The following is a 25,180-nucleotide window of genomic DNA, read 5'->3' on the forward strand; positions in this document are numbered from 1 at the left end:
CAGTTTTACCTAGGCCCAATAAAAAAGCCAGCCGAAGCTGACTTTTTAATCCACGTTTAAGGTAATATTTAAGCTGCAAAAGTTTTTATAACTTTTCCTTTCACCACTTGATTGATCAAAGGTGTATTTTTACCTTGTGACAAAATATTGTCTTTATTCACAATCCAGTCTAACTCAGGATCAACCAACACCCAGCCAGCTTCAACAGACCAACGTTCAAGCATATTGGCTACCGTGGCAGGTGCAATCGTGACTTTTTCGACCCATTCCAAAGGGCTGAATAAACCTTCACGTACCAATTGCACACCAAAAGCTACATAGGTATCAAAAGCGGTAATGCCCGGCTGTGTTTCAGCAAATGGTGCTAGCTTTGCAGAGCTGCTCAGCGGTTCATGATGCGTACAAATCGCATCAATCACGCCACTTTTCACGCCTTGACGCAGGAGCTCTTTATCCGACTCAGCACGTAACGGCGGACGGACGTGTGCAAGTGAGTTGAAGCCATCAATCAGCTGATCTGTTAAATGCAACTGATGCATTGCCACATCACATGTGACTGGCAGGCCTTTATCTTTAGCGATTTTGATCAAATCGACAGAAGCGCCTGTAGACAATAAGCCAAAGTGAGCACGAACACCCGTCGCTTCAATCATTAGCAAATACTTGGCAATGGCAATCGTTTCAGCAATCGCAGGGATGGTTGGTAAGCCCTGACGCGATGCCACAAAGCCCTCATGGACACAGCCATCTTTGGCAATTTGCGGCTCTTCGGCATAAAACACCACCGTCATACCAAGGCCAGCTGCGTATTCTAAAGTGCGCAGCACCACATCGTCATCTGCAAAAGGCGCATTGGCATTTGAAACGGCTGTACAACCACCCTTTTTGAGACCCGCCATATTTGCAGGTTGGTTACCTTGTAGACCTTGGGTTTGAGCACCAATCACTTCAAGATAAATGCCGCCATCCAGCATCGCTTTTTCCATCAGACCATGAATCAAAGCACCATTGTCTTGCACAATCGGTTTTGAGTCTGGCGGTGTAAACACATGCAAAATACCATTTTCACGCGCAGCACGACCTTCTGATTTTAATGTCCCGTGCTGTTGCTGACCTGGCTCACGTAGGCGTGCACATAAGTCCACCATGGTTGGCATCAACCACTTGCCTTGACCATCAATTGTTTCAGTGACATTGGCTGTTTCAGCAACCAACTTGCCATTTTCGATATACACCGTTTGAACCGCATCTGTTTGATGAATTGGGTCAAGAACACGTACATTTTCAATTTTTACAACAGTCATGACTTATTCCTTATCCCGCAATCGCGTCTAACAAACCTTGCTCTTGCAGTTGACCTTGCATTGCAAGCGCCAAAACTGCCATACGTACAGCAATCCCGTTGGTCACCTGATTTAAAATCACAGATTGTGGACCATCAGCAATACTGGAATCAATTTCGACACCACGGTTCATAGGCCCCGGATGCATCACGATGCAATCAGGTTTTGCCATCGCAAGACGTTCTTTGTTTAAACCGTACATTTTGTAGAATTCAGCTTGAGATGACAGCGCAGGCGAATCAATACGTTCATTTTGAATACGTAAGGTAATAATCACGTCGCAGTCTTGAATCCCTGCTTCCATGTTATTAAATAAACGTACACCTTCACCATATTCATCAAAACCATATGGCAGCAGCGTGTTCGGTGCAATTACGCGAATGTCTTTACACCCCAGTGTTTGTAATGCAGCAACATCTGAACGCGCTACGCGTGAATGTTTAATATCACCAATGATGGCAATTGAAATATCTTCAAATTTCTTTTTGGTTTCACGGCGAATGGTCAGCATGTCCAACATAGCTTGTGTTGGATGCGCATGACGGCCATCACCTGCATTGATAATTGCAACGTGTGGACAAACGGTTTGAGCAATAAAATGTGCCGCACCCGACGAAGAATGACGTACCACAAAAATATCCGCAGCCATCGCCTCTAAGTTCCATAAAGTGTCTCTGAGCGTCTCCCCTTTGGAAGTACTTGAACGTGCGATATCGATATTTAATACATTTGCAGAAAGGCGTTTTGCCGCTGCTTCAAAAGTGGTACGAGTACGGGTTGAGTTTTCAAAGAAAAGGTTCATTACCGTTCGACCTTCTAAGAGGTTGTTGGTAATCAGCTGATTTTGGTCATTAAAAAAGGACTGCGCGGTGTCCAATATTTTTGTAAGAGTTTCTTTAGAAAGACCTTCGATGGTGAGGAAGTGTTTGAGATGACCATCTTGATTGAGTTGAATCTGACTCGGAGTATGCAATGCTGCCAAGTGCATGAGAGATTCCTTGTACGTTAAGTTAACGCATTATACAGATTTTCTTTTTGATTTGGACCTCAGTTTAAAACAATTGCCTTAATTATCATCGGCTTCAAAACTAAGATTATGAAATTCTTATCTATTATTTCAACCAGTTAAATTAAACCATCAAAGGCTAAATTAGCTAAATTCAGAGTTCATCAAATTGCTATAAATATCAATTCTATAGAGTTTCTTATCTCATTTATCCCAAGCGGACATTTAAAAAAGCTCTCTTGCGAGAGCGATCCAACTTCAGCGATTCTTATCGTAAAGCGCCAATATAGTGATGTGACACCTGGGCACGGTAGATTTCTTCTTCAGTGGCTTCCAACTCATGTCGTGTCGTGTCGACCTGTCTAGGTTTTTCGATCACGGCGGTTTCTTCATAGTTAAAAACATCCATGACACTGTCTAAACGACTCACCAATCGAATCAGTTCAGCATCTTCTGTACTTAAAGCAAGCTCTGCCATCTGACGTGCATAACTTGGATTTTCCACCAAATACATCACATCAATTACACGCCCCGATACACGGCGCAAACGTGCATAAAGTAAAGTTGCAATTGAAAAAGCATCAGCATGACTTACAACACCGCAATCTAACTTGGTCGACATATTCATCCCCTTTCAAGTGAAAAATATTTACTGACGATCTAGCAGAAATCAGTCAGTAAATTAAACTTGCAAGGATTTAGCAAAATACGTACCAAAAACGTTATTGTTCACATGGTGATTCATTTATTTTGATATTTCCGCTGAGTAGAAGCATATTTAAAAAACCATTCAGAGGCAAAATACGTTAAACTTTAGCGAGTTTATTTTGTTTTATTTTGGTCTCTCAAATTTATGAAAACCGCTTCGCGTTTAAGCAGCTATTGGGTTACGTGTGCCGATGGCTTAGAAACCTTACTCCAAGAAGAATTAGAAGGTTTAGGTGTTCAAAACATTGAACGTTTTCCTGGGCGTTTAGTTTTCAAAGGTACACTGGAACATGCCTATCGCATTTGTATGTGGTCGCGTCTTGCGTCGCGTGTACTCACACCAATTCATGTCCATGAGCTGGAATTTAGCCATGATGCTCGTGATGTTGCTGAAGAGCTCTATGAAGGTGCAATGAACTTTGATTGGTCGCTGATTTTTGCACCACAAAGCACCTTCGCCGTTCGTTTACATATTGAACGTGAAATTAAGGTGAACAGCCAGTTTGCAACTTTACGTGTAAAAGACGGTATCGTGGATTCATTCATGGAAGCTGTCGGTAAGCGTCCAAGTATTGATATTAAGCAACCTGAAATTACCATTTATGCACTCGCAGGAAAAACTGAACACACCTACTGTTTAGACTTATCTGGTGATTCATTACATAAACGTGGCTACCGTCGTTATATGACCGATGCCCCAATTAAAGAAAACTTAGCCGCTGCGATTTTACAAAAAGCTAAGCTCCTTGCAAAAAGACCCGATATTTTCCTTGACCCAATGTGTGGTTCTGGGACGTTTATTATTGAAGCATTGATGATGCTGACTGACCGCGCACCTGGTTTAGTTCGTCGTTTCGGTTTCAATGGCTGGAATGGCCATGATCATGATCTGTGGATGAGCATTAAAGCGGAAGCAGCTGAACGCCATCAAACAGCCTTGGAACAACCTCTCCCTAAGTTCTACGCGTTTGATGCAGACTGGGAAGCGGTAAAAGCCACCAAGCAAAATATTATTGCTGCTGGTTTTGAACGTGTACTTGACCAGATCCAAATCGAAGAACGAACTTTAGCCGATTGGCCAAACTTTGAAGCCGAAGGAAAAACAGTCTTTATTGTGACCAACCCACCTTATGGTGAGCGTTTGGGTGATAAAGCCTCAAACCGTGCTTTATATTTAGGCTTATCTGCTTTACTGCAAAAGAACTTCCCAAATCAGACCGCAGCCGTCATCGCAGCAGCCGTCGAGCAAGCCGATGTATTGGCGCTGAATGACCCGCAAACCATGCGTTTGATGAATGGTAAATTGCCAATTTACGTGCGTTCAGGTTCAGTTAAACCTGTTGCAGTGATTAAGCCATTCTTGGAAACATGGCAGCCTCAGCAATTTGAAGCAATTGAAGGCGCTGAAGACTTTGCTAACCGTTTACAAAAGAACATGCAGACCTTAAAGAAATGGGCAGTAAAAGAAAACATTCACTGTTTACGTTTATATGATGCTGACCTTCCAGACTTTAACGTCGCAGTCGATTTGTATGGTGAACGTTTACACGTCCAAGAATATGCGCCACCGAAAAAAATCGATCCTGAAAAAGCCAAGAAACGTTTCAATCTTGCTTTACAGGCGATTCGTGCAGTAACTGGCCTTGGTCGTGATGCGATCTTTATCAAAACACGTGCTCGCCAAGAAGGTAAAACTCAATATACCAAGCAAAGTACTGCTTCTAAGCGTTTTATCGTGCAAGAAGGCAAAGCAAAAATCTTAGTAAACTTAACTGATTACTTAGATACTGGCTTGTTCTTAGACCACCGTCAAATCCGCTTACGCATTGCACAAGAAGCGCGTGGTAAGCACTTTTTGAACCTCTATAGCTATACCTCTACAGCCAGCTTACATGCAGCTTTAGGCGGTGCGGCAAGTACCACCAGCGTCGATCTTTCAAATACATATTTGAACTGGTCTAAAGAGAACTTCGTCTTGAACGGCTTAACAGTCGATCATGCTGATGAACAACATCAGTTCTTTGCCAGCGACTGTTTTGAGTGGTTAAAAGAAGGTCATGAGCAATATGAGCTGATCTTTATTGACCCACCGACTTTCTCAAACTCGAAGAAGTTCTACGGTACCTTTGACGTACAACGCGACCATTTATCATTGCTTAAACGTGCAATGAACCGTTTAACTACGGATGGTACCTTGTACTTCTCGAACAACTACCGTGGTTTTGAAATGGACGAAGAAATTTTGGCGTTCTTTGATGTCGAAGAAATTACCAATGAAACCATTGGGCCTGATTTCAAGCGCAATCAAAAAATCCACCGTGCATGGAAAATTACCCATCCAAAAAACTAATGCACTGAAGATGAAATACCCGCTGGTATTTCATCTTCGCTAGATTTTGCATTAGACAATTTTCAGATATAAAAAAGGGACGAAATACGTCCCTTTTATTATGTTAGATCATCATATTTTGCATTATTCAGTCAGGAAATTGGTTTGCCCATATTTGTAATCAACTGACATTTTCATGACATTCCCTTCACGTTTCACCTGCCCTGAACTCTGCATCGTCGAAAGCATGCTTTCGATCTCTTGATCAGACATGCTGATGCCACCTTTTTGCAGATAATTATTCATGATGCGCGAGATCATATTTTTATCAAACTGAACATCTGCTCTGTATTCCATTAAACTCGGCATCATTTTCACCATACCCATCACCGTCGATTGATGACTCGGCATAATACGCCCCGTCACACTCGCTTGTGCAACCCCTTCCCCGATAGCAAATTGGTTCTCTTTGGATTCAAAACGGAAACCTTCATTGATCACTGCCAATAAAGCAGGCTCCATATCTTTTTCCACAGCCTCTTTTGCCAAACAACTGTTTTCACTTTTCGCCAAAATATCAAACAGCGTCTGTAATTTTTGTCGGTTTACATCGAGCACATTAAAATTAAACTGTACGTTTTGGACTGCGGGTGCTGAAGGCATTTTCATTTCATCTAGACGCAATAACATTTCAGTGTTTACAACTCGATCTGTCAGTTCACTTTGCGTTTCTATACTAAAATTCTTCAGTTCAGCATTGATGGGCTTATTGATATCTCGATCTGACATTTTCAGCAGATCCATCTTAATTTTGGTTTCACCCGCCTCAAGATACTCACCATTCAGCCCTTGGTTACTTTCTAGCTTTAGCCCCACCATTTGCAAATGTATATTTGGATCGGTGACTGTTAGATTCGGAATTTCAAGCTGTAAATCCAGTATCTTTAACTGTTGCTCGATTGGTTTTGCACGAAACTTTAATGTCATCGGGTCTAATCTAGACTGGAGTTGAGCTTCATTGCGGGTAATCACTGGCGTAGTCAAGGTACTATTCAAAGTACCGAACCAATTCACTTTGCTTTGTACTTTAAGTGGTTCCTTCAACAAGGACTGAAGTGCGCCGGGTGCCTGAGTAATGTTAATATCTGAACGAATCGCATATCCATTCCAACTCCGTTGAATATGATCCTGCCCCTTCAATTGGATCACTTCTTTCGGTTTACATGGGTCTAGTACTAATTCAGCGGTCCAGTTCGCACTGCCATTTAAAGCACCCATTTGAAATTGTTGATATTGCAACTTTAAATCATTCGACTGTTTGGTGCTGTGTTGATAATAAGCCTTCAAACTTTTATCCGCATAAAGATTCCCCCCTACTGCGACCACAGCAAGCGTAAGTACGCCTCCAATACCCCACTTCAATTGAGTCATTTCTTCTATCTCAAGTTGTTTGTTTTTTATTAAAATAAATTATAAAGAGAATCTTTAAATAAAGATAATTGTTTTGCAAATAAATCCCTTAGATGCCATACCCATCACATAAATGTGAAAACTTACGTCACATTTTGGCTTAAAAGTGTCATCTTTTAACATTTCTATCACGTAAAAAAAACCCAGCCGAAGCTGGGTTTTTTAGTTTCAATGAACCGTTTAAATGATTAACTCATTTTCACTTTATCAAAGCTCAACTGACCATCATGTGCAGTGATCATAATATTGTCTCCGGCCACATAGTAACCCGACAATATTTTTTGCGCTAAGTTGTTTTCAACCTGTTGCTGGATGGCACGTTTCAATGGGCGTGCACCGTAAACAGGGTCAAAACCAGCGTCAATCAATAAGTCAAAGGCTTGATCATCCACCGTTAAACGCATATCTTTTTCAACCAAACGATCACGTAAACGATCCAATTGGATATCGGCAATACCACGAATTTGCGCCTTTTTGAGTGAATGGAAAACCACTAACTCATCAATACGGTTGATAAACTCTGGACGGAAATGTTGCGTCACGGCATTCATCACCACTGCTCGTACTTCTTCATCCAAAGGATTGTCACCCAACTCACGCACATCACTCGAACCTAAGTTCGATGTCATGACGATCACGGTATTTTTAAAGTCAACCACGCGACCTTGTGAATCCGTTAGACGACCATCATCCAACACTTGGAGCAAGATGTTAAACACATCGGGATGTGCTTTTTCCACTTCATCGAACAGCACGACACTATACGGTTTACGACGTACAGCTTCGGTTAACACACCACCTTCTTCGTAGCCCACATAACCAGGAGGTGCACCCACCAAACGACTGACAGAGTGTTTTTCCATAAACTCGGACATGTCGATACGAATCATGGCATCGTCACTATCAAACAAGAAGTTTGCCAGTGCTTTGGTCAACTCTGTTTTACCAACACCAGTTGGACCCAAGAATAAAAACGAGCCGCTTGGTCGGTTCGGATCAGACAAGCCCGCACGCGAACGACGAACCGCATTGGATACTGCAACTACAGCATCATCCTGCCCAACGACACGGTTATGTAAGAACTCTTCCATATGGAGAAGTTTCTCACGTTCACCTTGCATCATTTTAGCCACTGGAATGCCCGTAGCAGCGCTAACGACTTCTGCAATTTCATTGTCAGTGACTTTGTTGCGCAGTAGTTTTGGCTCTTCTTTTTCCTCAACGACTTCTTCTTCATTGAGACGTTTTTCCAGCTCTGGAATCACACCATACTGAAGACGCGACATTTCCCCCAAGTCGTTTTCACGCTGCGCTTTTTGCAACGCAATACGAGCCTGATCTAATTCAGCTTGAACTTGTTTGGTACCTTCAACTAAGGTTTTTTCAGCTTTCCAAACCTCTTCTAGATCATTGTATTCTTGTTGAACTTCGCTAATTTGCTTTTCAAGGTGAGCGACTTCCGCACGACTACCTGCATCTTCATCTTTTTTCACTGCTTCAAGTTGCAGTTTCAATTGAATCAAACGACGCTCAAGTTTATCCAAAGCTTCTGGCTTAGAGTCCAGCTCCATTTTGATACGAGAAGCCGCTTCATCAATCAAATCAATCGCTTTATCAGGCAATTGACGGTCGGTGATATAACGATGTGACATTTTCGCTGCTGCAATAATGGCAGAGTCTAAAATTTTCACACCATGGTGCACTTCGTAGCGCTCTTTCAAACCACGTAAAATCGCAATGGTATCTTCCACACTCGGCTCATCGACCAACACTTTTTGGAAACGACGCTCTAGTGCAGCATCTTTTTCAATGAATTGGCGATATTCATCCAATGTGGTTGCACCAACACAGCGTAGCTCACCACGTGCCAGAGCAGGTTTCAACATATTACCTGCATCCATCGCACCATCACCTTTACCTGCGCCCACCAGCGTGTGTAATTCATCGATAAACAAAATGACTTCACCATCTTGTTTAGACAAATCTTTCAGTACTGCTTTTAAGCGCTCTTCAAACTCGCCTCGGTATTTAGCACCCGCAAGCAATGAACCCAAATCTAAGGATAAAACACGTTTACCTTGTAAGCTTTCAGGTACTTCACGGTTAATAATCCGCTGTGCTAAGCCCTCAACAATGGCTGTTTTACCAACCCCTGGTTCACCAATCAACACTGGGTTATTTTTGGTACGACGCGACAAAACTTGAATGGTACGACGAATCTCGTCATCGCGCCCAATCACAGGATCTAACTTACCTGCAAGTGCGCGTTCAGTTAAATCAATGGTGTATTTATTCAGAGAATCACGTTGATCTTCATGATTGTTGCTCATGACTTTCTCATCACCTCGAATTTTTAAAATGACTTTTCGTAAGCTTTCTGCTTGTACGCCCACGCTGTTGAGTAGCGTTTTAGTTGCCCCCACTTCGGCCAAGGCTTGCATCACCCAATCGGTAGACAAAAACTCATCGCCTGCTTTTTGCGCGAAGCTATCTGCCAAATTCAGCGCTTTGACAGCCTCTGAACTTAAATTGACGTCACCTGTAGGATTTGTCAGTGTTGGTGCATCAGCTAGTGCTTGTTTTAATTTACTTTGTAAAGCAGGTAAATTAGCACCCGCTTGTTGCAACAAACTCAGATTGGAGGTTTCTTCTAACAATGTTGATAAGATATGAATACCTTCAATTGCGGTATGGTCTTTCCCCACTGCAAGTGATTGAGCATCTGAGAGAGCTTGCTGTAAGCGGTTTGTGAATTTTTCAAATCGCATTCTTGTTTTCCTCACAACAAATTTCGAACTTGATGGATATATGGGAACAATTGCTCAAAATTCAATTTAAATTTAATTAATTTTTCTACATTTTAACTTATTTTTCATTAGTTTATCTTAATAATAAACTTATAAGACTCGGTTATAAGATGGGTCTTACCCGCCTTATTTTCAAGCGTCAACCTAGATTATTTATGTATTAAAGACCACGACGACCTATCAATCAGTGACAACCCAAATCATTTGATCAATTATTAATCAAACAAGCAACGCATTTTTCTATTTATTCGTGTGATGAATTGTGTCCCAGTTTACGGAATCAAAACAAAAGCGTGAAGCATGAAAAAGGCCGATCACTAGATCAGCCTCAAATGACTTAAAAGTCAGCTTTTAATTTGCTTCAATAATCTCAAAATCATGGGTGATTTCAACCCCACCATCCATCAACATTTTGCTCGCAGAACAGTACTTTTCTGCCGATAATTCCACGGCTTTTGCGACTTGCTTTTCCTTCACCGCATGACCCGTAATCACGAAATGTAAGTGGATTTTTGTGAACACTGCAGGGATGCTATCTGCCCGCTCTGCCTTGAGTTCACAGCGTACATCGGTAATTTCTTGGCGTGATTTTTTAAGTATGGTCACGATGTCAAAAGAGGCGCAACCACCCAGTCCCGTCAGGATCAATTCCATTGGTCTTGGACCACGATTTTCACCCCCATATTCTGGCGATCCATCCATGATAACACTGTGACCACTTTGAGTTTTTGCTTCGAAAGCAACATTCTCTAACCAATGAACAGTTGTTTGCATTGCAAGTACCTAAAAAAAGCTATAGATTGACGAAGTGACTGTACACTAACATAAATTGAGTTGATAAGGAATTTCAGCTCTGACTGTGTGACAAGTTCACCCTAGGTCTGTGCGATCTATATTTTATCCATTTTCGGAACCGTTAGCATGACTTCAAGCTTTTCACAATTAAGCACTGATGCGCTGTCTCCAGGTCAACTCCCCGAGTCAGTCAAAGCATTATTAAAACGCGCATATATTAATCGTTATCCTAAGCGTACCACCATCGTAGATGCAGGCTCAGAATCTAAATCTTTATATTTGATTTTAAAAGGTTCGGTCTCCATTATTCTGCGTGAAGACGATGAACGTGAAATCGTGGTCGCTTATTTAAATGCGGGTGATTTTTTTGGGGAAATGGGTCTATTCGAAGCAAACTCACAACGTACTGCAGAAGTGCGTACCCGTGATGTCTGCGAAATTGCTGAAGTGACTTATGAAAACTTCCATGAACTCAGCAAACAATACCCTGACCTGAGCTATGCAGTATTTGCACAGCTAGTTCGCCGTTTAAAAAATACCACTCGTAAAGTGACTGACCTTGCATTTATCGATGTTTCAGGTCGTATTGCACGTTGCCTAATCGACTTATCTTCGCAACCTGAAGCGATGATTTTACCAAATGGCCGCCAAATTCGTATTACGCGTCAAGAGATTGGACGTATTGTCGGTTGTTCACGTGAAATGGTTGGTCGTGTTTTGAAAACACTCGAAGAGCAAGGCATGATCGAAACTGATGGTAAAGCCATCTTAATTTTTGATGCCTCTTTAGAAGAGTCAAAAGCGAATGCTGATGACTATGAAGACGAAGAATAAGACTTTTCTTCGTAGCTGATACAGCCAAAAGCAAATCTTAGGATTTGCTTTTTTTTTATGTCTTTAAATCTATTGCTGTTTTCACAAAATCCTACTTTGACAAAATCATGACAAACTTTGTAAAAATAGTGATTTAACCTACTGGGCATAACTGTGTAACCTAATTCGACCGAAAAAACGCAGTCCATAAAAGGAAATGTTGAATGCAATTTAAACCCTTAGCCAATACAGGCATTTTGGTTCCTGAAATTTGTCTCGGTACCATGACCTTTGGTGAACAAAACACTCAAGCTCAAGCCTTTGAACAACTTGATTATGCCTTAGCGCAAGGCATTAACTTTTGGGACACTGCGGAAATGTACCCTGTTCCTCCAAAACCTGAAACCCAAGGTGCAACCGAAAGTATTATTGGCCAATGGATTGCCCAACGCGGCGGTCGGGACAAGTTATTTCTAGCCTCTAAAATTGCAGGGCCATCGCAAGGTGGTAGTCATATCCGTGATGGACAGACTCGTTTTAATGCAAGTGACATTTCTTCGGCTCTAGATGGCAACCTAAAGCGTTTACAGACCGATTATATCGATTTATATCAGCTACACTGGCCACAACGTCCAACCAACTTTTTCGGTAAATTAGGCTATGAAAACAGTGAAGCTCATAACACGCAAACCGTGACCTCTTTGCAAGAAACACTACAAGCACTAGAAGCAGAGATTCAAAAAGGGCGTATTCGTTATATTGGCTTATCTAATGAGACACCTTGGGGCACCATGAAGTTTCTACAAATTGCAGAACAGCTTAGTCTATCTAAATTTGTCAGTGTGCAGAACCCATATAGCCTATTGAACCGTACTTATGAAATTGGTATGTCAGAAATTGCGAAATATGAAGGCGTTGGTTTACTCGCTTACTCCCCACTCGCTTTTGGCTATCTCACAGGTAAATTCCGTAATGGTGCACGCCCAGCGAATGCTCGCGTGACACTTTTCAGCCGCTTTAGTCGTTACAGCAACCCAGAGAGTGAATGGGCAACAGAACAGTATGCACAACTGGCTGAACGTCATGGTTTAACGCCGACACAACTGGCTTTAGCCTTTATCAAGCAGCAATTTTTTGTGACCAGTACGATTATTGGGGCGACCAACTTAGACCAGTTGAAAGAAAATATTCAGGCCTTTGAGATTGATTTATCCGAAGATGTTTTACAGGGTATTCAAGCTATTCATCAGCAACAACCTAATCCCGCACCATAGATATTTCTTAATTAGCTATTCAGGTGAAGCACTACTTCACCTGTCACAAATAGTTGATGATTTTCAAAATCATCAACAGATAGTAAAAAAGGACGCCTTAGCGTCCTTTTTTATTCAAAACAAATTAACGTCTTTGATTATAAACCGCTTGAGCAGCGGCTAAGTTCTTACGCATTGCTTCAATACGCTGACTATTTGATGGGTGCGTCGACAGGAATGAAGAGCCGCCTGCTCCATCAAGCTTATTCATTTTTTCCCACAGACTAATTGCGGCTTGAGGGTTATAGCCTGCTTTAGCCATCAACATTAAGCCACCTTGGTCTGCACGACTTTCTAGGCTACGTGAGTAAGGCAAACCAATACCAATTTGACTACCTAGCTGCGCTGCTGCTGAACCCGTTTGACCTACACCTGCTGCACTTAGACCAATTCCCAAGGCCAAATCCGTTAATGCCTGAGCACCCACTTTACTCTTCGAGTGTTCTTCCAAAGCATGGACCATCTCATGTCCCATCACCGCTGCAATTTCAGCATCAGTTAGGTTCAATTTATCTACAATACCTGTGTAGAACACCACCTTACCACCAGGTGCAACATAGGCGTTGACCTGATTTGACTTAAGTACTGCCAACTGCCAGTCAAATTTCGTTCCAGTTTGATTCATTTGATCGGCATATGGCTTCAAGCGATTGAATACACCATAAATACGCTTATAGGTCGTAGATGAGGTATCTAAGGTCTTTGTGCTTCGCGCTTCATTCACTGTTTTGTTGAAGCCTTGGGTTGCTGCTGCATTTAATGTTGCAGTGTCTGCACCTGCCACTTCCGCAAAAGTTGCACAACCTGAAATTGTAACCACACTTGCTGCACACAAACTCATTAATATTTTATTTTTCATTATTGCTTAACTCCATCCATCTCAAAGCATTTTACATAATGTGCTGAATTATATTGAATAGATTTAAAGTGTTAAATATCATCACCGCGTTTTATCATAGCAATTATGTAAAAACATCTTCACAATTAAGTACAATAAGCCAAATTTCAGCGGTAAAGCTTTATCTACACGCCACCTTAAACCTACTTACATAAACTGAATTAAAAGCCAATAAACCAAACACAGGATATTTAAACCCAAATACAGGTGGCTTAAGGGTTCAATTTTTTCCTCAAGGGTCGCACTTTTACGCTTTGCAAACAGAAATGCATTTTGGAGCAGAATGATCGGCACCAAGATACAAGCAATAATCACAGACAATCCAATGAGCGCACTATAAATCACGTCTGGATCGGTGGTTTGCCCTTGAATAATCATCATCGCGATTGTTGGCGCACCACCCATAGCAAAAAGTAGTGAGTAAAAAATAGTTCCCGCGATATTCTTTTGCATCCTGCCTGCTCATCTGTTTATTATGCATTTTATTCTAACAAGCACTTATACATTATGTCGTGCTTATTCATGCAACTTTAGTCGGGAAAATCATTCCAGCTCAGTAGCTTAAATCAATACCTATCAAGCTCATGTACAAATGTATCGCACAAATAAAAAACCCTGTACGAGACAGGGTTTTTTACTCAATGCTTTATCGCTTAAGCGTCAAATGGATGACGCAAAACAATCGTTTCTTCACGGTCTGGACCTGTAGAAATGATATCGATTGGGCATTCGATTAATTGTTCAATGCGTTTTACATAGTTGATCGCCGCTTGTGGCAATTGATCCATTGATTTCGCACCAAAGGTAGACTCAGACCAACCCGGCATCGTTTCGTAAATTGGTTTTAAAGTTTCAAATGCAAGCGCATCAGAAGAACCAACACAACCAGAATCAGCAGCTTCGTAACCTATGCAGATTTTCACTTCTTCTAAACCGTCAAGAACATCAAGTTTAGTTAAGCAAATACCTGAAAGTGAGTTTACGTCTACAGAACGACGAAGGATTTCAGCATCGAACCAACCACAACGACGTTGACGACCTGTAGAAGCGCCAAATTCAGAACCTACAGTCCCTAAGTGCTTACCAATAGCATCACCTACGTCATTTGCAGCGTCATAAACCAACTCAGTTGGGAACGGACCTGCACCTACACGTGTTGTATATGCTTTGGTAATACCCAATACATAGTCAAGATGTAATGGACCCAAACCAGAACCTGAGCTTACGCCACCAGCAGTCGTGTTTGAAGAAGTTACATACGGATATGTACCATGGTCAACATCTAGAAGTGAACCTTGAGCACCTTCAAACATGATATTATCACCGTTTTTACGGTAATTATGCAGCTCTGTAGTGACATCAATCACAAGTGGTGCAACCACTTCACGCCATTGATCACACAGCGCAAGTACATCTTCTAATTTAACTGCTTCTACGCCGTAGAATTGCGTTAATTGGAAGTTATGGTACTCAAGAAGTTCAGTTAACTGAGCTTTAAGATGCTCGCCACCACGAACCAAGTCTGCAACACGAATTGCACGGCGTGCAACTTTGTCTTCATAGGCAGGGCCAATACCACGACCAGTGGTACCAATTTTCGCATTACCACGCTTGATTTCACGCGCTTGGTCAAGTGCAATATGGTTTGGCAAAATCAGTGGACAGTTCGGAGAAATACGTAGACGTTCTTTAACTGGCACGCCTTCTTTTTCAAGAATGTCCATCTCTTTGATGAGCGCTGCAGGAGAAAGCACCACACCATTACCAATTAAGCACAGTACGTTTTCACGTAAAATACCAGATGGAATGAGGTGTAATACAGTTTTCTTACCACCAACGACAAGTGTATGACCTGCGTTATGTCCGCCTTGATAACGAACGACCGCAGCCGCTTGATCTGTGAGCAGGTCGACGATTTTACCTTTACCTTCGTCGCCCCATTGGGTACCGAGTACCACAACATTCTTGCCCATAATAGCCTCATTGCATCATGCTGTTAAAATTGAAGAACTTCTCAGGTTTTAGCTTACCTGAAGAAGTGATTAAATTTGTTCTACAGTCCATTGACCTGCAACATTCACCAACTGGTGCGTTGCATATGGAAGCGTAGTTAAATCATCCTGCCCCAAAAGTTGAATCACGCTCATGCCTTGAGCACGCGTGTGTTCAATCGCTTGGATCAAATCTGTTTGGGTACCTTTGGGTGCAACCACAAGACTGTTTTGCTGAAAACGACCTGCACTAAGTGCATATAAGTCACAACTAAAGCCCGTTGCTGGACGTGCACGCCCAAAGTGCTCACCAATCCCGTCATAGCGTCCACCTTGTGCCAATGGCGCAGCACGGTTTGGTGCATAAACGGCATACATTAAGCCCGTATGGTAGTGATACGAACGTAGCTCAACCACATCAATACCCATCTGAAGATTTGGCCAACGTGCTTGAATCTCAGATTGTGTGGTTTTTAATGCATCAAAAGCGTGCTTAAATTCTACATCGGCAATAACTTCTGCACTTAAATGCGTTTGCAAGGCAGCTAAGTCACTTGCATAACGACCTAAAGTATAAAAGTCAGCACCAAAGTTTAAATCTTGGGTAAATTCTGCCAATTCTGGCAGAGCTTTACGTTGGTATAAATCAGAGAGTTGACGTTCAGTCGCTTTGTTTAAACCCGCAACCTTCACCATACTACGGAATAAGCCCACATGGCCTAAATCTAAATGGATACCGTCTGCAAAACCTGTTTTTTCAAGCAGGCTGATCATCACATCAATCAGTTCAACATCGGCATCGATGCTGTCTGAACCGAATAGCTCAGCACCTAACTGCAAAGGTGTACGCGTGGTATTAAAGCCTTGTGGTTTGGTATGTAGGACTGTTCCTGCATAGCAATAACGAGCAATGCCTTCAACTGGATGTACATGCGCATCAATACGAGCCACTTGTGGTGTCATATCTGCACGTACACCAAGCAAACGACCAGAAAGCTGATCAATCACTTTAAAAGTGGCTAAGTCTAAATCTTGATTCGATTCTGATAGAGAAGATAACGATTCGATGTATTCAATGAATGGCGTGTACACCAACTGATAACCTCGAGTTGCGAGGAAATCTAATGCTTGACGACGCAAAGTTTCAATCACTTGCGCCTGTTCTGGTAGTACATCAGCTACACCATCAGGTAATAACCATGTCTCTGAAATGGGCATGTTGTAAACCTAAAATCTTGTCTGCGCGGAACGAATCCGCATAAAAAAATCGGGGCACACCCGATTTCTCTTAGTCTATCACGATACAATGTGCTGTGCATTAGACAATTTCGGAAAATTTAATTTATCGCTTCGATGTCATCGTTAACAACTTTATACATTCTTACCGATTTTGAGCGAGCCATTCAAAACTTGACTTTAGACAATGCCCAAGTATCAGAATAAAGAATATTAACTCATCCTAGTGCTCTGCACAGATTGGAAAAATTCATATAAGACTTTGTTTTATATTTTATTTCCAATTATACCTATGCTTGCACAAAAGGCACATTCTTTTATACTTCAGCTCAATTTAACAGCAACAATAAATACAACGGCGTTATACAGATAACACTTTTAATCACATATTTTTTACTTGGGGAAAATTCGATGGAAATGCACAGCAACTTATATTACAAGCATTCAGATGCTCAAATCATGTCAAAATTAGACCGATTATTTCAAGAACATCGCGGTGATGCGAGTCAATTTACGGCTTTAGTTTGTGACATCAACCCAGAACATGGTGCTGAACTGGCCGAAGATATTTTAAATACCGTCGATAATATCGAGTTTGACTTAGGTCCTGAATCGCTATACTCCCTCGCGGGTTATTCCATCGCACACTTTGTCCATGGTTCGTCAGGTGATGAGTTCATGGAAGCGATTTTATTCTTCCTGAAAGCCTTGCTTCCAGACATCCATGCGCAAGCATGGGGTTGCGGTGATGATGATCCTTGGGAGTTTTGGTTCAAATTTGAAGGTGATGAACTGGTTCGTGAAGATGATGAACCTCTAAATGACCCTGAAGAAGATGAAGAAATTAAAGCCAGTATTTATACATGGTGGCACGCAGATCTGCCTAAAGAAATTAAAGAAGGCTTTTTAAACGAAGAATAAATGTAAAAAGCAAAGTACACATAATCCTTTGTGTGCTTTTGCTCGATTATGACAATTCAAATTTAAGGATTATCGTTTCAAATATTCATCGACGGACATCACTGTCGCAAACATTTGAAATGCAGCTAAACATGCAGTCTGTACATCACTCGCTTGTGTGGTTTTATTTGCATAGCTCAAATCACGTGTCGCTGTCGCATCTGCGATTACAACAGGGTCATAACCAAACTCAGCAGCCGCACGTGAGGTTGCATCTACACACATATGCGTCATAATGCCACTAATTACTACTTTTTCCACACCAAGCTGATCTAATTTAGCTTTCAAATTGGTTTGAAAAAAACTGTTTGGATAATGCTTCTCAACCACAATAGAGTCTGTTTGCATTTTTAAGCCTGAATGTAATTCAACGCCCACCGTGCCAGCTTCAAAAAATGGTACATTTGGTTGATTAAAAATATGTTGAATATAAATAATGGGTTGTTCGTTTTCTAAAAATGCATTTTCTAGTAAATTAATCTGTTTCACTCCCTGCTCAGCCTGATACAACTCCATCTTCCCTTTTGGAAATAATCATTTTGAACATCAATAACGATCAATGCTGTTTTTTCCATTTTAATCACCCTCTCATCTTCATTTCAGTCTAATGTATCTATGCCATAGAATAAGTAAAATGAACCCATTCTTGCAGTTGGATGTGAAAGAATGTATCAATAAATGCTTTCATTCTGAAAGAACAATCATCACGATGGCAAATCAAGATCCAATTGACTCAAAAATCTTAAAGATTCTTAAAAATGACTCACGATTAAGTCATAAAGATATTGGCGAATTGGTTCATCGCACAGGTCAAGCTGTAGGAAATCGTATTGCAAAAATGCAAAATGAAGGCCTAATCCAAAAATATACGGTTGAATTAGAATATGAGGCGACTCAATTTATTCGCATCATGATGGAAAATCATCAATTTGATCAGTTTGAAATATTTTTAAGCCAATTCGATAAAATTGAATATGCCTATAAAGTCTGTGGTTCAGCGTGTTATATGCTGATTAGCCACTTTACCCAACAAGACATGAATGACTTCATTGAAAAACTTTCTCCATGGGGACAATATTCTGTAGACAGTGTCGTCAGAGCAATTGAACTGCAGCCTTAACTCCCAAGCCACTCATGAAAGTAACTCCAGAGTGATCAATTTGATTCAACTGAAAAGCCAGTCTAATGAGTTAAACATTTGTCTACACACTATTGAACTCAACTTAAAAAAACACGCACAACCGTTAAAAAATCTAAGTAATTGGCAACTCGGTTGTCTGCTTGATATTTTGCAGCGGAATTTCTGTTTTAATACTTTGTATATTGGGGATTTTATTTAGACGATGGATTTGAAACTGTCTATAGGCGTCTAAGTCTGCAACCACAATACGTAAAAAGAAATCACAATCCCCTGCCATTAAATGACACTCGACTACTTCAGGAACTTCACGAATTGATTCAACAAATTGGTTCACCGTTTGCGGATCCTGACTTTTTAGCCAAATGCGTGCAAACACGGTCAATCGCAGATTCACTTTAACAGGATCAACCAAAGCCACATAAGCCCGAATAATTCCGTCTTCTTCTAGTTTTTTTACTCGTCTTAAACACGGTGAGGCAGACAGTCCAATGCGCTGAGCCAACTCATTATTTTGAAGTTTTCCATCAACTTGTAGCACTTGCAATATACGTTTATCGGTTTGATCCATAAATTTCACCTCCTAAAGCATAATTTTGCTGATATTTAACCAATTACAGCATATTATTCCAAACAAGCCCTATATTAAGCTAAATAAAGCAAAAAATATCTTCAAAAAAAGCCTACACTTATTCACCTACTGCACCAAAACCTAGCACGCATAGGCGATTTAAAATGTTCTCCCTTAGAAATACGACTCAAGAACTCAATGACTCCACCGATTACGTCGAGTTTAAGCGTGGTATTAAAACATCTATCCCCATGCTGCTGGGCATTATTCCTTTTGCTTTGGTCCTAGGAACACAAGCCACTCAAAAAGGCTTTAGTCATTTAGAAGTTCCATTATTTACTGGCCTAAACTTTGCGGGCGGTTCCGAGTTTGCCGTGCTCGAAGTCTGGACCAATCCACCAAATTTTCTCGTTTTAATTTTCATTACGTTCCTAGTCAATAGCCGTCATTTGCTCATGGGTGCAAGTCTCGTGCCCTTTTTACGCCATTTGCCTAATCGACAAGTTTTCCCTGCCCTGTTTTTCATGTGTGATGAAAGTTGGGCTGCAGCCCTTGCCGATGCAGAACAAAAGAAAAGATTTGGGCTACAACAGGCCTTTAGCATGTCCTACTACGCAGGCATCTGTTTTGCCCTGTACTTGATGTGGGTTAGTTTTACCAGCTTAGGTGCCATTCTTGGTCCTTTGCTAGGCGATGTTCATCGTTATGGGTTTGATATGGCCTTTGCTGCGGTATTTTTGGTTTTACTACGTGGCATGTGGAAAGGATTCAGTGCAGCTCGCCCTTGGCTCGTCAGTCTAATCAGTGCAGCCATTGCTTATTTATATTTACCGATGGGTTGGTATGTGCCTATTGGTGCAATCTGTGGCATCGCCTCTGCCTTCTTATTTATTCAGGAGGATGAGCTATGATCCACAGCACAACACTTGTCGCGATTTTATTGGTCGCAGCAACCACTTATCTGACGCGTATATTGGGCTATGTTTTGCTTAAAAATAAAACTTTAAGCAACAAACAACGAAAGATTTTGGAAGTTGTTCCGGGCTGCGTACTTATTTCAGTAATTGCACCTTATTTTGTCAAAGACAATGTCGCAGATCTACTCGCCATTGCCATCACTCTAATTGCAGCTTCACGCTTTTCACTTTTACCAACCGTTGTGATTAGTATGCTGAGCGCGGCATTATTACGTACCGTGCTCATCTAAACTTAATTTTTAGCGTTCTGGTTGTACGGCTTTAGCAAGAATACTCACCAACTCAGCGTTTTGTAGCTCAACTTTTTGCAACTTAGACGTGGTCTGCTCGATCACTTCCTGTTGCACATGCATCTTTTTTGCAAGATCTTGCATAATTTCCAAGGTCTTTTTTAAATTTTCTTCAAGATGATGTACTTTTTCTTGCAGTTGATTTTGCTCTACGCTTGGATCGGTTTTATCTGCCTGATTTTTAAATTGAAACCAAATTAAAAATACGACAGCGACCGCCAACAGCAAAATAAATCCCCAAATTAAGATCAACATAAACACCACTCTACATTATTTTCGTTTATGAATTCATGATAACCACAAGTCTGTATTCGGTCTATGCCTATCATCTTGTTTTCAGAGTAAAAGATGCCTAAAAATAAAGATCTTTAGGTGGTTGACGCACTAAAAGATTCACACAAATCTAATAAGCGGTTTGCATAGCCCCATTCATTGTCATACCACGCAAAGACTTTGGCTTGATGCCCCACCACCATGGTTTGCGTTAAATCAACAATGAGTGAATAGGGTGAATGGTTAAAATCTGAAGACACCAAAGGTTCATCCGTCACATCCATAATTTCACGGTAGTCTGACTTCGCCGCCTGAATCAGTACTTCATTAATTTTATGATCGGTAATTGGTGTCTGCGAAATAAAAGTTAAATCAATTGCAGCCACATTAATGGTTGGCACACGAATCGAATAACCATCAATACGATCAGCCATCTTAGGCATCACTTGTTTTAAAGCACCAAGGGCTGACGATGTCGTTGGGATAATGTTTTGACCTGAAGCACGGGCACGCCTTAGGTCACGATGCGCATGATCCAATACAGACTGATCGGCAGTCACTGCATGAATTTCGGTCATGAGCGCAGTATCAATTCCAAAAGCATCATCAATGATTTTAACCAAAGGCACTAAGGCCTGCGTAGTACATGACACACTGGAAATGATTTGGTCACTGACTTTGACCTCATGGTGATTCACCCCATACACAATTGCGGCATCAACCGAGTCAAAAGGTGCCGCGCCAATAATGACCCGCTTTGCACCTGCGCTGATATGCCCTGTTGCTGCTTCACGCGAGCGAAATAAACCTGTGCACTCTAGAACCACGTCTACATGGAGGCTTGACCAAGGTAAATCCTGCGGGTTTGCCTGACGCAAGACTTCAACTTTGAGCTGCGCTTGATCTTTAGAAAGATGTAAATAAATTCTTTCATTTTCATAACTTAAATCGACTTTTCCCGGAAAGCGCCCATGCGTGGTGTCATATTTAAATAAATGCAATAAGGTTTCTACATCTGCTACATCATTTACCGCGACGATTTCAAACTGAAAGTTCTTTGGATTTTCAAACCAAGCGCGTAGTACATTACGTCCGATTCGACCAAATCCATTTATCGCCACTCGTTGCATGACTTGCCCTTATTTATAAAATGATGAAAGATAAAGCAAGCCTATATTAATGGATTTATACAGATTTGGTTAAGCTTTCTTTTTCTATCATCCATCAGCGAAGATGATGAATATGAACCCTTAAGTCATAAATTGATCTACCTAACCACCTCGGACCAATCAACTCATTTCCACGAAATGATATAAATATCCAACAATAACAAGCAAAATCTTAGAACTATCGAATACATAGAAATGTCATCAATTCGCCTTAAAGTGATTGGTGCAACATCCTTTTTCCGTTATAATTTGGCGTTTTAAAATTTTTAAGCCAGTATCTGAAGTCAGCGTATTTAGAATAAGACTTTCTTCAGCTACTATTAGCCAAATCGAAATTATGGAGTGACTTGGTTGTGAGTACTCGTTTTATGACATCAGCTGAAATTCGCGAAGCTTTTTTAAGCTACTTTGAATCGCAAGGGCATACACGTGTCGCGTCGAGTTCTCTAGTTCCCGCCAACGACCCTACCTTGTTGTTTACCAACGCGGGTATGAACCAATTTAAAGATTGTTTCTTAGGCCTAGAAAAACGTGATTATGTACGTGCAGTGTCTTCACAAAAGTGTGTCCGCGCAGGTGGTAAACACAACGACTTAGACAATGTCGGTTATACCGCACGTCACCATACCTTCTTTGAAATGTTAGGTAACTTCTCATTTGGCGACTACTTCAAACGTGATGCAATCAAATTTGCATGGGATTTCCTCACTGGTGAAGCTTGGTTAGCACTGCCTAAAGACAAACTCTATGCAACGGTTTACCACACTGACGACGAAGCATTTGACATCTGGAACAAAGAAATTGGTTTAGATGCATCACGTATTATCCGTATTGGCGACAACAAAGGTGGCCAATACGCATCAGATAACTTCTGGGCAATGGGCGATACAGGTCCTTGTGGCCCATGTTCTGAAATCTTCTTTGACCATGGCGACCATATTTGGGGTGGCTTACCGGGTACACCTGAAGAAGATGGCGACCGTTTCATTGAAATTTGGAACAACGTATTCATGCAGTTTAACCGTACTGCGGATGGCGTATTACACCCTCTTCCGGCGCCTTCTGTTGATACAGGTATGGGCTTAGAGCGTATTTCTGCTGTTTTACAACACGTTAACTCAAACTACGAAATTGACCTGTTCCAACACTTACTCAAAGCAGCCGCTGAAATTATTGGTTTAGATACCGCTGCACTTGAAGCAGAAGCTCGCGAAAAAGGTACACCAGTTCAATATCCTGCGTCACTTAAAGTGGTTGCGGATCACGCACGTTCATGTTCATTCCTGATTGCTGATGGTGTAAACCCATCAAATGAAGGCCGTGGCTATGTACTGCGCCGTATAATCCGTCGTGCAGTTCGTCATGGTAACAAACTGGGTGCAACAGGCTCATTCTTCCATAAAATGTTGCAACCTTTAATTGAAGTGATGGGTCAAGCTTACCCAGAACTTGAAGCACAAAAGGCACGTATTGAAGCGCAATTACTGAAAGAAGAAGAGCAATTTGCTAAAACTCTAGAGCAAGGTTTGAAATTGCTTGAGGGTGAGTTGGCTCAACTGAAAGGTTCAGTGATTCCCGGTGAAGTGGTGTTTAAACTGTATGATACTTACGGTTTCCCAACTGACCTAACTGCTGACATCGCTCGTGAACGTGATTTAACCATTGATGAAGCAGGCTTTGAAGTTGAAATGGCTGCTCAACGTCAACGTGCACGCGATGCAGGTAAATTCGCAATTGACTACAACTCTGTTGTTAAAGTTGAAGGCGAAACTCAGTTTGACGGCTATGACGCAACAGTTGGCGAAGGTCAAATTATTGCGATCTATAAAGATGGCGAACAAGTTAATGAAGTGGTTGAAGGTGACGAAGCCCTCATCGTACTGAACCAAACCCCGTTCTATGCAGAAAGCGGCGGTCAAATTGGTGACACGGGTATTTTCAAAAATGACACAGGTATTTTTGAAGTCCAGGACACCAAGAAATCAGGCGGCGCTTTTGTACACCAAGGTATCGTGACTGTAGGTAGCATTAAGCTTGCTCAAAATGTTGAAGCAACAGTTAAAGCAGACATCCGCGCTGCAACTGCACGTAACCACTCTGCAACTCACCTTTTGCATGCTGCACTACGTCAAATCTTAGGTGAGCACGTACAACAGAAAGGCTCATTGGTTGCGTCAGACATCTTACGTTTTGACTTTGCCAACGATCAACCTGTTTCGTTTGAACAACTTCAAGAAATTGAACGCTTAGTCAATGCTGAAGTGATTGCAAATACAGCAGTAAGTACTGAACTTCTAGACATCGAATCTGCGAAAGCAAAAGGTGCGATGATGCTGTTCGGTGAAAAATATGGCGATGAAGTTCGTGTACTTTCAATGGGTTCAATCATTGAAGAGAAAAACTTCTCAATCGAGCTATGCGGTGGTATTCACGTTAAACGCACAGGCGACATTGGCTTGTTCAAAATCACTTCTGAAGGTGGTGTAGCTGCAGGTGTACGCCGTATTGAAGCGGTAACAGGTACCAAAGCCATTGAAGTTGCTCAAAAAGCTGACCGTGATATCAATACCATCAATGGTTTATTGAAAGCTCAAAAAGACCAAACTTTAGAAAAAGTTGAAGCCTTAGTCGACACAGCATCAAGCTTGCAAAAACAGATTGAGCAACTCAATCAAAAACTTGCCAGCTTCCAAGCTGCTGAACTGCTTAGCCAAGTTCAAACGCTTGCGGGTCGTCAAACGCTGATCACGACTGTTCAAAATATGGATGCGAAATCACTTCGCAACCTACATGACGGTGTGAAATCAAAATTAGAAAATGCAGTCATCGTACTTGCTGGTGTTGAAGGTGACAAAGTTAGCCTGATTGCATCTGTAGCAAAAGACTTTACTGCTTCTATTAAAGCAGGTGACATCATCAAACATCTAGCAACTGAGCTTGGTGGTAAAGGTGGTGGCAAACCTGACTTAGCACAAGGTGGCGCGCCACTAAACGAGAAGTTTGCAACAGTGATGGCAGATTTAACTGCTTGGCTTGAAGCGAAATAAAACTTCACCTTTTGTGTAACTGACCCTGAATGATGCATTCAGGGTC

The 25,180-nt window shown here is 41.5% G+C and carries 21 protein-coding genes and 1 pseudogene; 8 read left to right on the forward strand and 14 right to left on the reverse strand.

Annotated features, from left to right (window positions below; all coding sequences use genetic code 11):
* Nucleotides 1–68: 68 nt before the first annotated feature.
* From F946_RS11110 to F946_RS11120, 3 genes are all read right to left on the reverse strand, one after another.
* Nucleotides 69–1,304, reverse strand: a complete 1,236-nt coding sequence (locus tag F946_RS11110; protein ID WP_004982299.1) for a dihydroorotase — start codon at nucleotides 1,302–1,304, stop codon at nucleotides 69–71.
* 10 nt (nucleotides 1,305–1,314) lie between these two features.
* Complete coding sequence (locus F946_RS11115; RefSeq protein WP_004696193.1) at nucleotides 1,315–2,331, reverse strand: aspartate carbamoyltransferase catalytic subunit; 1,017 nt, start codon at nucleotides 2,329–2,331, stop codon at nucleotides 1,315–1,317.
* A gap of 286 nt (nucleotides 2,332–2,617) precedes the next feature.
* Nucleotides 2,618–2,971 (reverse strand): hypothetical protein, encoded by a 354-nt coding sequence (locus F946_RS11120; protein ID WP_004982301.1) that lies wholly within the window; start codon nucleotides 2,969–2,971, stop codon nucleotides 2,618–2,620.
* A gap of 231 nt (nucleotides 2,972–3,202) precedes the next feature.
* On the opposite strand from F946_RS11120, the gene rlmKL reads away from it, so the two are divergent.
* Nucleotides 3,203–5,407, forward strand: a complete 2,205-nt coding sequence (gene rlmKL, locus F946_RS11125; RefSeq protein ID WP_004982304.1) for a bifunctional 23S rRNA (guanine(2069)-N(7))-methyltransferase RlmK/23S rRNA (guanine(2445)-N(2))-methyltransferase RlmL — start codon at nucleotides 3,203–3,205, stop codon at nucleotides 5,405–5,407.
* A gap of 123 nt (nucleotides 5,408–5,530) precedes the next feature.
* Here the strand turns inward: rlmKL and F946_RS11130 are convergent, their stop codons facing one another.
* The 3 genes from F946_RS11130 to F946_RS11140 form a co-directional block, all read right to left on the reverse strand.
* Nucleotides 5,531–6,817: a DUF945 family protein gene (locus tag F946_RS11130; protein WP_004982307.1), complete on the reverse strand. Its 1,287-nt coding sequence runs from the start codon at nucleotides 6,815–6,817 to the stop codon at nucleotides 5,531–5,533.
* Between the two features lie 227 nt (nucleotides 6,818–7,044).
* A complete protein-coding gene (clpB, locus tag F946_RS11135) occupies nucleotides 7,045–9,624 on the reverse strand; it encodes an ATP-dependent chaperone ClpB (RefSeq protein ID WP_004982310.1) in 2,580 nt (859 codons plus the stop codon).
* Nucleotides 9,625–10,014: 390 nt separating this feature from the next.
* Nucleotides 10,015–10,437: an OsmC family protein gene (locus tag F946_RS11140; protein WP_004982311.1), complete on the reverse strand. Its 423-nt coding sequence runs from the start codon at nucleotides 10,435–10,437 to the stop codon at nucleotides 10,015–10,017.
* 147 nt (nucleotides 10,438–10,584) lie between these two features.
* Here F946_RS11140 and crp point away from each other — a divergent pair, with 147 nt between their 5' ends.
* Together crp and F946_RS11150 are read left to right on the forward strand one after the other, a co-directional pair.
* Entirely contained in the window at nucleotides 10,585–11,292 is a 708-nt protein-coding gene (crp, locus tag F946_RS11145) for a cAMP-activated global transcriptional regulator CRP (protein WP_004696183.1), read from the forward strand.
* A gap of 203 nt (nucleotides 11,293–11,495) precedes the next feature.
* Entirely contained in the window at nucleotides 11,496–12,545 is a 1,050-nt protein-coding gene (locus F946_RS11150) for an NADP(H)-dependent aldo-keto reductase (RefSeq protein ID WP_004982312.1), read from the forward strand.
* A 124-nt stretch (nucleotides 12,546–12,669) separates the two neighbouring features.
* Here the strand turns inward: F946_RS11150 and F946_RS11155 are convergent, their stop codons facing one another.
* The 4 genes from F946_RS11155 to F946_RS11170 form a co-directional block, all read right to left on the reverse strand.
* Nucleotides 12,670–13,443, reverse strand: a complete 774-nt coding sequence (locus F946_RS11155) for a M48 family metallopeptidase (protein ID WP_004982314.1) — start codon at nucleotides 13,441–13,443, stop codon at nucleotides 12,670–12,672.
* Between the two features lie 186 nt (nucleotides 13,444–13,629).
* Nucleotides 13,630–13,935, reverse strand: a complete 306-nt coding sequence (locus tag F946_RS11160; RefSeq protein ID WP_004696180.1) for a hypothetical protein — start codon at nucleotides 13,933–13,935, stop codon at nucleotides 13,630–13,632.
* 200 nt (nucleotides 13,936–14,135) lie between these two features.
* The gene (locus F946_RS11165) at nucleotides 14,136–15,455 is read right to left on the reverse strand and encodes an adenylosuccinate synthase (RefSeq protein ID WP_004982316.1); all 1,320 of its coding nucleotides are present in this window, start codon (nucleotides 15,453–15,455) and stop codon (nucleotides 14,136–14,138) included.
* A gap of 69 nt (nucleotides 15,456–15,524) precedes the next feature.
* Complete coding sequence (locus tag F946_RS11170) at nucleotides 15,525–16,691, reverse strand: ATP phosphoribosyltransferase regulatory subunit (protein WP_004982318.1); 1,167 nt, start codon at nucleotides 16,689–16,691, stop codon at nucleotides 15,525–15,527.
* 429 nt (nucleotides 16,692–17,120) lie between these two features.
* Here F946_RS11170 and F946_RS11175 point away from each other — a divergent pair, with 429 nt between their 5' ends.
* On the forward strand, nucleotides 17,121–17,630 hold the full coding sequence (locus F946_RS11175) for a hypothetical protein (RefSeq protein ID WP_004982321.1): 510 nt from the start codon (nucleotides 17,121–17,123) through the stop codon (nucleotides 17,628–17,630).
* 69 nt (nucleotides 17,631–17,699) lie between these two features.
* On the opposite strand, the pseudogene F946_RS11180 reads toward F946_RS11175, so the two are convergent.
* Nucleotides 17,700–18,244, reverse strand: a pseudogene (locus F946_RS11180) (cysteine hydrolase family protein).
* Nucleotides 18,245–18,378: 134 nt separating this feature from the next.
* Between F946_RS11180 and F946_RS11185 the strand changes: the two are divergent.
* Nucleotides 18,379–18,789, forward strand: a complete 411-nt coding sequence (locus F946_RS11185; RefSeq protein ID WP_004982324.1) for an Lrp/AsnC family transcriptional regulator — start codon at nucleotides 18,379–18,381, stop codon at nucleotides 18,787–18,789.
* Between the two features lie 133 nt (nucleotides 18,790–18,922).
* Here F946_RS11185 and F946_RS11190 read toward each other — a convergent pair whose 3' ends face one another.
* Nucleotides 18,923–19,378, reverse strand: coding sequence for an Lrp/AsnC family transcriptional regulator (locus F946_RS11190; protein WP_004982327.1), 456 nt, complete (start codon nucleotides 19,376–19,378; stop codon nucleotides 18,923–18,925).
* Nucleotides 19,379–19,542: 164 nt separating this feature from the next.
* On the opposite strand from F946_RS11190, the gene F946_RS11195 reads away from it, so the two are divergent.
* Together F946_RS11195 and F946_RS11200 are read left to right on the forward strand one after the other, a co-directional pair.
* Entirely contained in the window at nucleotides 19,543–20,289 is a 747-nt protein-coding gene (locus tag F946_RS11195; protein WP_004982329.1) for an AzlC family ABC transporter permease, read from the forward strand.
* Nucleotides 20,286–20,585, forward strand: coding sequence for an AzlD family protein (locus tag F946_RS11200; RefSeq protein WP_004696169.1), 300 nt, complete (start codon nucleotides 20,286–20,288; stop codon nucleotides 20,583–20,585). The genes F946_RS11195 and F946_RS11200 overlap by 4 nt, the downstream gene beginning before the upstream one ends.
* A gap of 9 nt (nucleotides 20,586–20,594) precedes the next feature.
* Here F946_RS11200 and F946_RS11205 read toward each other — a convergent pair whose 3' ends face one another.
* Both F946_RS11205 and gap read right to left on the reverse strand, forming a co-directional pair.
* Nucleotides 20,595–20,900 (reverse strand): hypothetical protein, encoded by a 306-nt coding sequence (locus F946_RS11205; RefSeq protein WP_004982331.1) that lies wholly within the window; start codon nucleotides 20,898–20,900, stop codon nucleotides 20,595–20,597.
* Nucleotides 20,901–21,013: 113 nt separating this feature from the next.
* Nucleotides 21,014–22,048, reverse strand: a complete 1,035-nt coding sequence (gap, locus tag F946_RS11210; RefSeq protein ID WP_004982334.1) for a type I glyceraldehyde-3-phosphate dehydrogenase — start codon at nucleotides 22,046–22,048, stop codon at nucleotides 21,014–21,016.
* A gap of 392 nt (nucleotides 22,049–22,440) precedes the next feature.
* On the opposite strand from gap, the gene alaS reads away from it, so the two are divergent.
* A complete protein-coding gene (gene alaS, locus F946_RS11215) occupies nucleotides 22,441–25,134 on the forward strand; it encodes an alanine--tRNA ligase (protein ID WP_171065392.1) in 2,694 nt (897 codons plus the stop codon).
* Nucleotides 25,135–25,180: the final 46 nt, after the last annotated feature.

It is taken from the genome of Acinetobacter johnsonii ANC 3681 (assembly GCF_000368805.1).
GTDB classification, from domain to species: domain Bacteria; phylum Pseudomonadota; class Gammaproteobacteria; order Pseudomonadales; family Moraxellaceae; genus Acinetobacter; species Acinetobacter johnsonii.

Bases quoted from the DNA above. Each gene is read 5' to 3' on its own strand.
- F946_RS11170 (WP_004982318.1), bottom strand. From the start codon at position 16,691: ATGCCCATTTCAGAGACATGGTTATTACCTGATGGTGTAGCTGATGTA.
- F946_RS11185 (WP_004982324.1), top strand. From the start codon at position 18,379: ATGGCAAATCAAGATCCAATTGACTCAAAAATCTTAAAGATTCTTAAA.
- rlmKL (WP_004982304.1), top strand. From the start codon at position 3,203: ATGAAAACCGCTTCGCGTTTAAGCAGCTATTGGGTTACGTGTGCCGAT.
- F946_RS11160 (WP_004696180.1), bottom strand. From the start codon at position 13,935: ATGCAAAAGAATATCGCGGGAACTATTTTTTACTCACTACTTTTTGCT.
- F946_RS11195 (WP_004982329.1), top strand. From the start codon at position 19,543: ATGTTCTCCCTTAGAAATACGACTCAAGAACTCAATGACTCCACCGAT.
- F946_RS11140 (WP_004982311.1), bottom strand. From the start codon at position 10,437: ATGCAAACAACTGTTCATTGGTTAGAGAATGTTGCTTTCGAAGCAAAA.
- F946_RS11205 (WP_004982331.1), bottom strand. From the start codon at position 20,900: ATGTTGATCTTAATTTGGGGATTTATTTTGCTGTTGGCGGTCGCTGTC.
- F946_RS11115 (WP_004696193.1), bottom strand. From the start codon at position 2,331: ATGCACTTGGCAGCATTGCATACTCCGAGTCAGATTCAACTCAATCAA.
- F946_RS11165 (WP_004982316.1), bottom strand. From the start codon at position 15,455: ATGGGCAAGAATGTTGTGGTACTCGGTACCCAATGGGGCGACGAAGGT.
- F946_RS11200 (WP_004696169.1), top strand. From the start codon at position 20,286: ATGATCCACAGCACAACACTTGTCGCGATTTTATTGGTCGCAGCAACC.
- F946_RS11175 (WP_004982321.1), top strand. From the start codon at position 17,121: ATGGAAATGCACAGCAACTTATATTACAAGCATTCAGATGCTCAAATC.
- F946_RS11150 (WP_004982312.1), top strand. From the start codon at position 11,496: ATGCAATTTAAACCCTTAGCCAATACAGGCATTTTGGTTCCTGAAATT.
- gap (WP_004982334.1), bottom strand. From the start codon at position 22,048: ATGCAACGAGTGGCGATAAATGGATTTGGTCGAATCGGACGTAATGTA.
- F946_RS11190 (WP_004982327.1), bottom strand. From the start codon at position 19,378: ATGGATCAAACCGATAAACGTATATTGCAAGTGCTACAAGTTGATGGA.
- F946_RS11120 (WP_004982301.1), bottom strand. From the start codon at position 2,971: ATGTCGACCAAGTTAGATTGCGGTGTTGTAAGTCATGCTGATGCTTTT.
- F946_RS11155 (WP_004982314.1), bottom strand. From the start codon at position 13,443: ATGAAAAATAAAATATTAATGAGTTTGTGTGCAGCAAGTGTGGTTACA.
- clpB (WP_004982310.1), bottom strand. From the start codon at position 9,624: ATGCGATTTGAAAAATTCACAAACCGCTTACAGCAAGCTCTCTCAGAT.
- F946_RS11130 (WP_004982307.1), bottom strand. From the start codon at position 6,817: ATGACTCAATTGAAGTGGGGTATTGGAGGCGTACTTACGCTTGCTGTG.
- crp (WP_004696183.1), top strand. From the start codon at position 10,585: ATGACTTCAAGCTTTTCACAATTAAGCACTGATGCGCTGTCTCCAGGT.
- F946_RS11110 (WP_004982299.1), bottom strand. From the start codon at position 1,304: ATGACTGTTGTAAAAATTGAAAATGTACGTGTTCTTGACCCAATTCAT.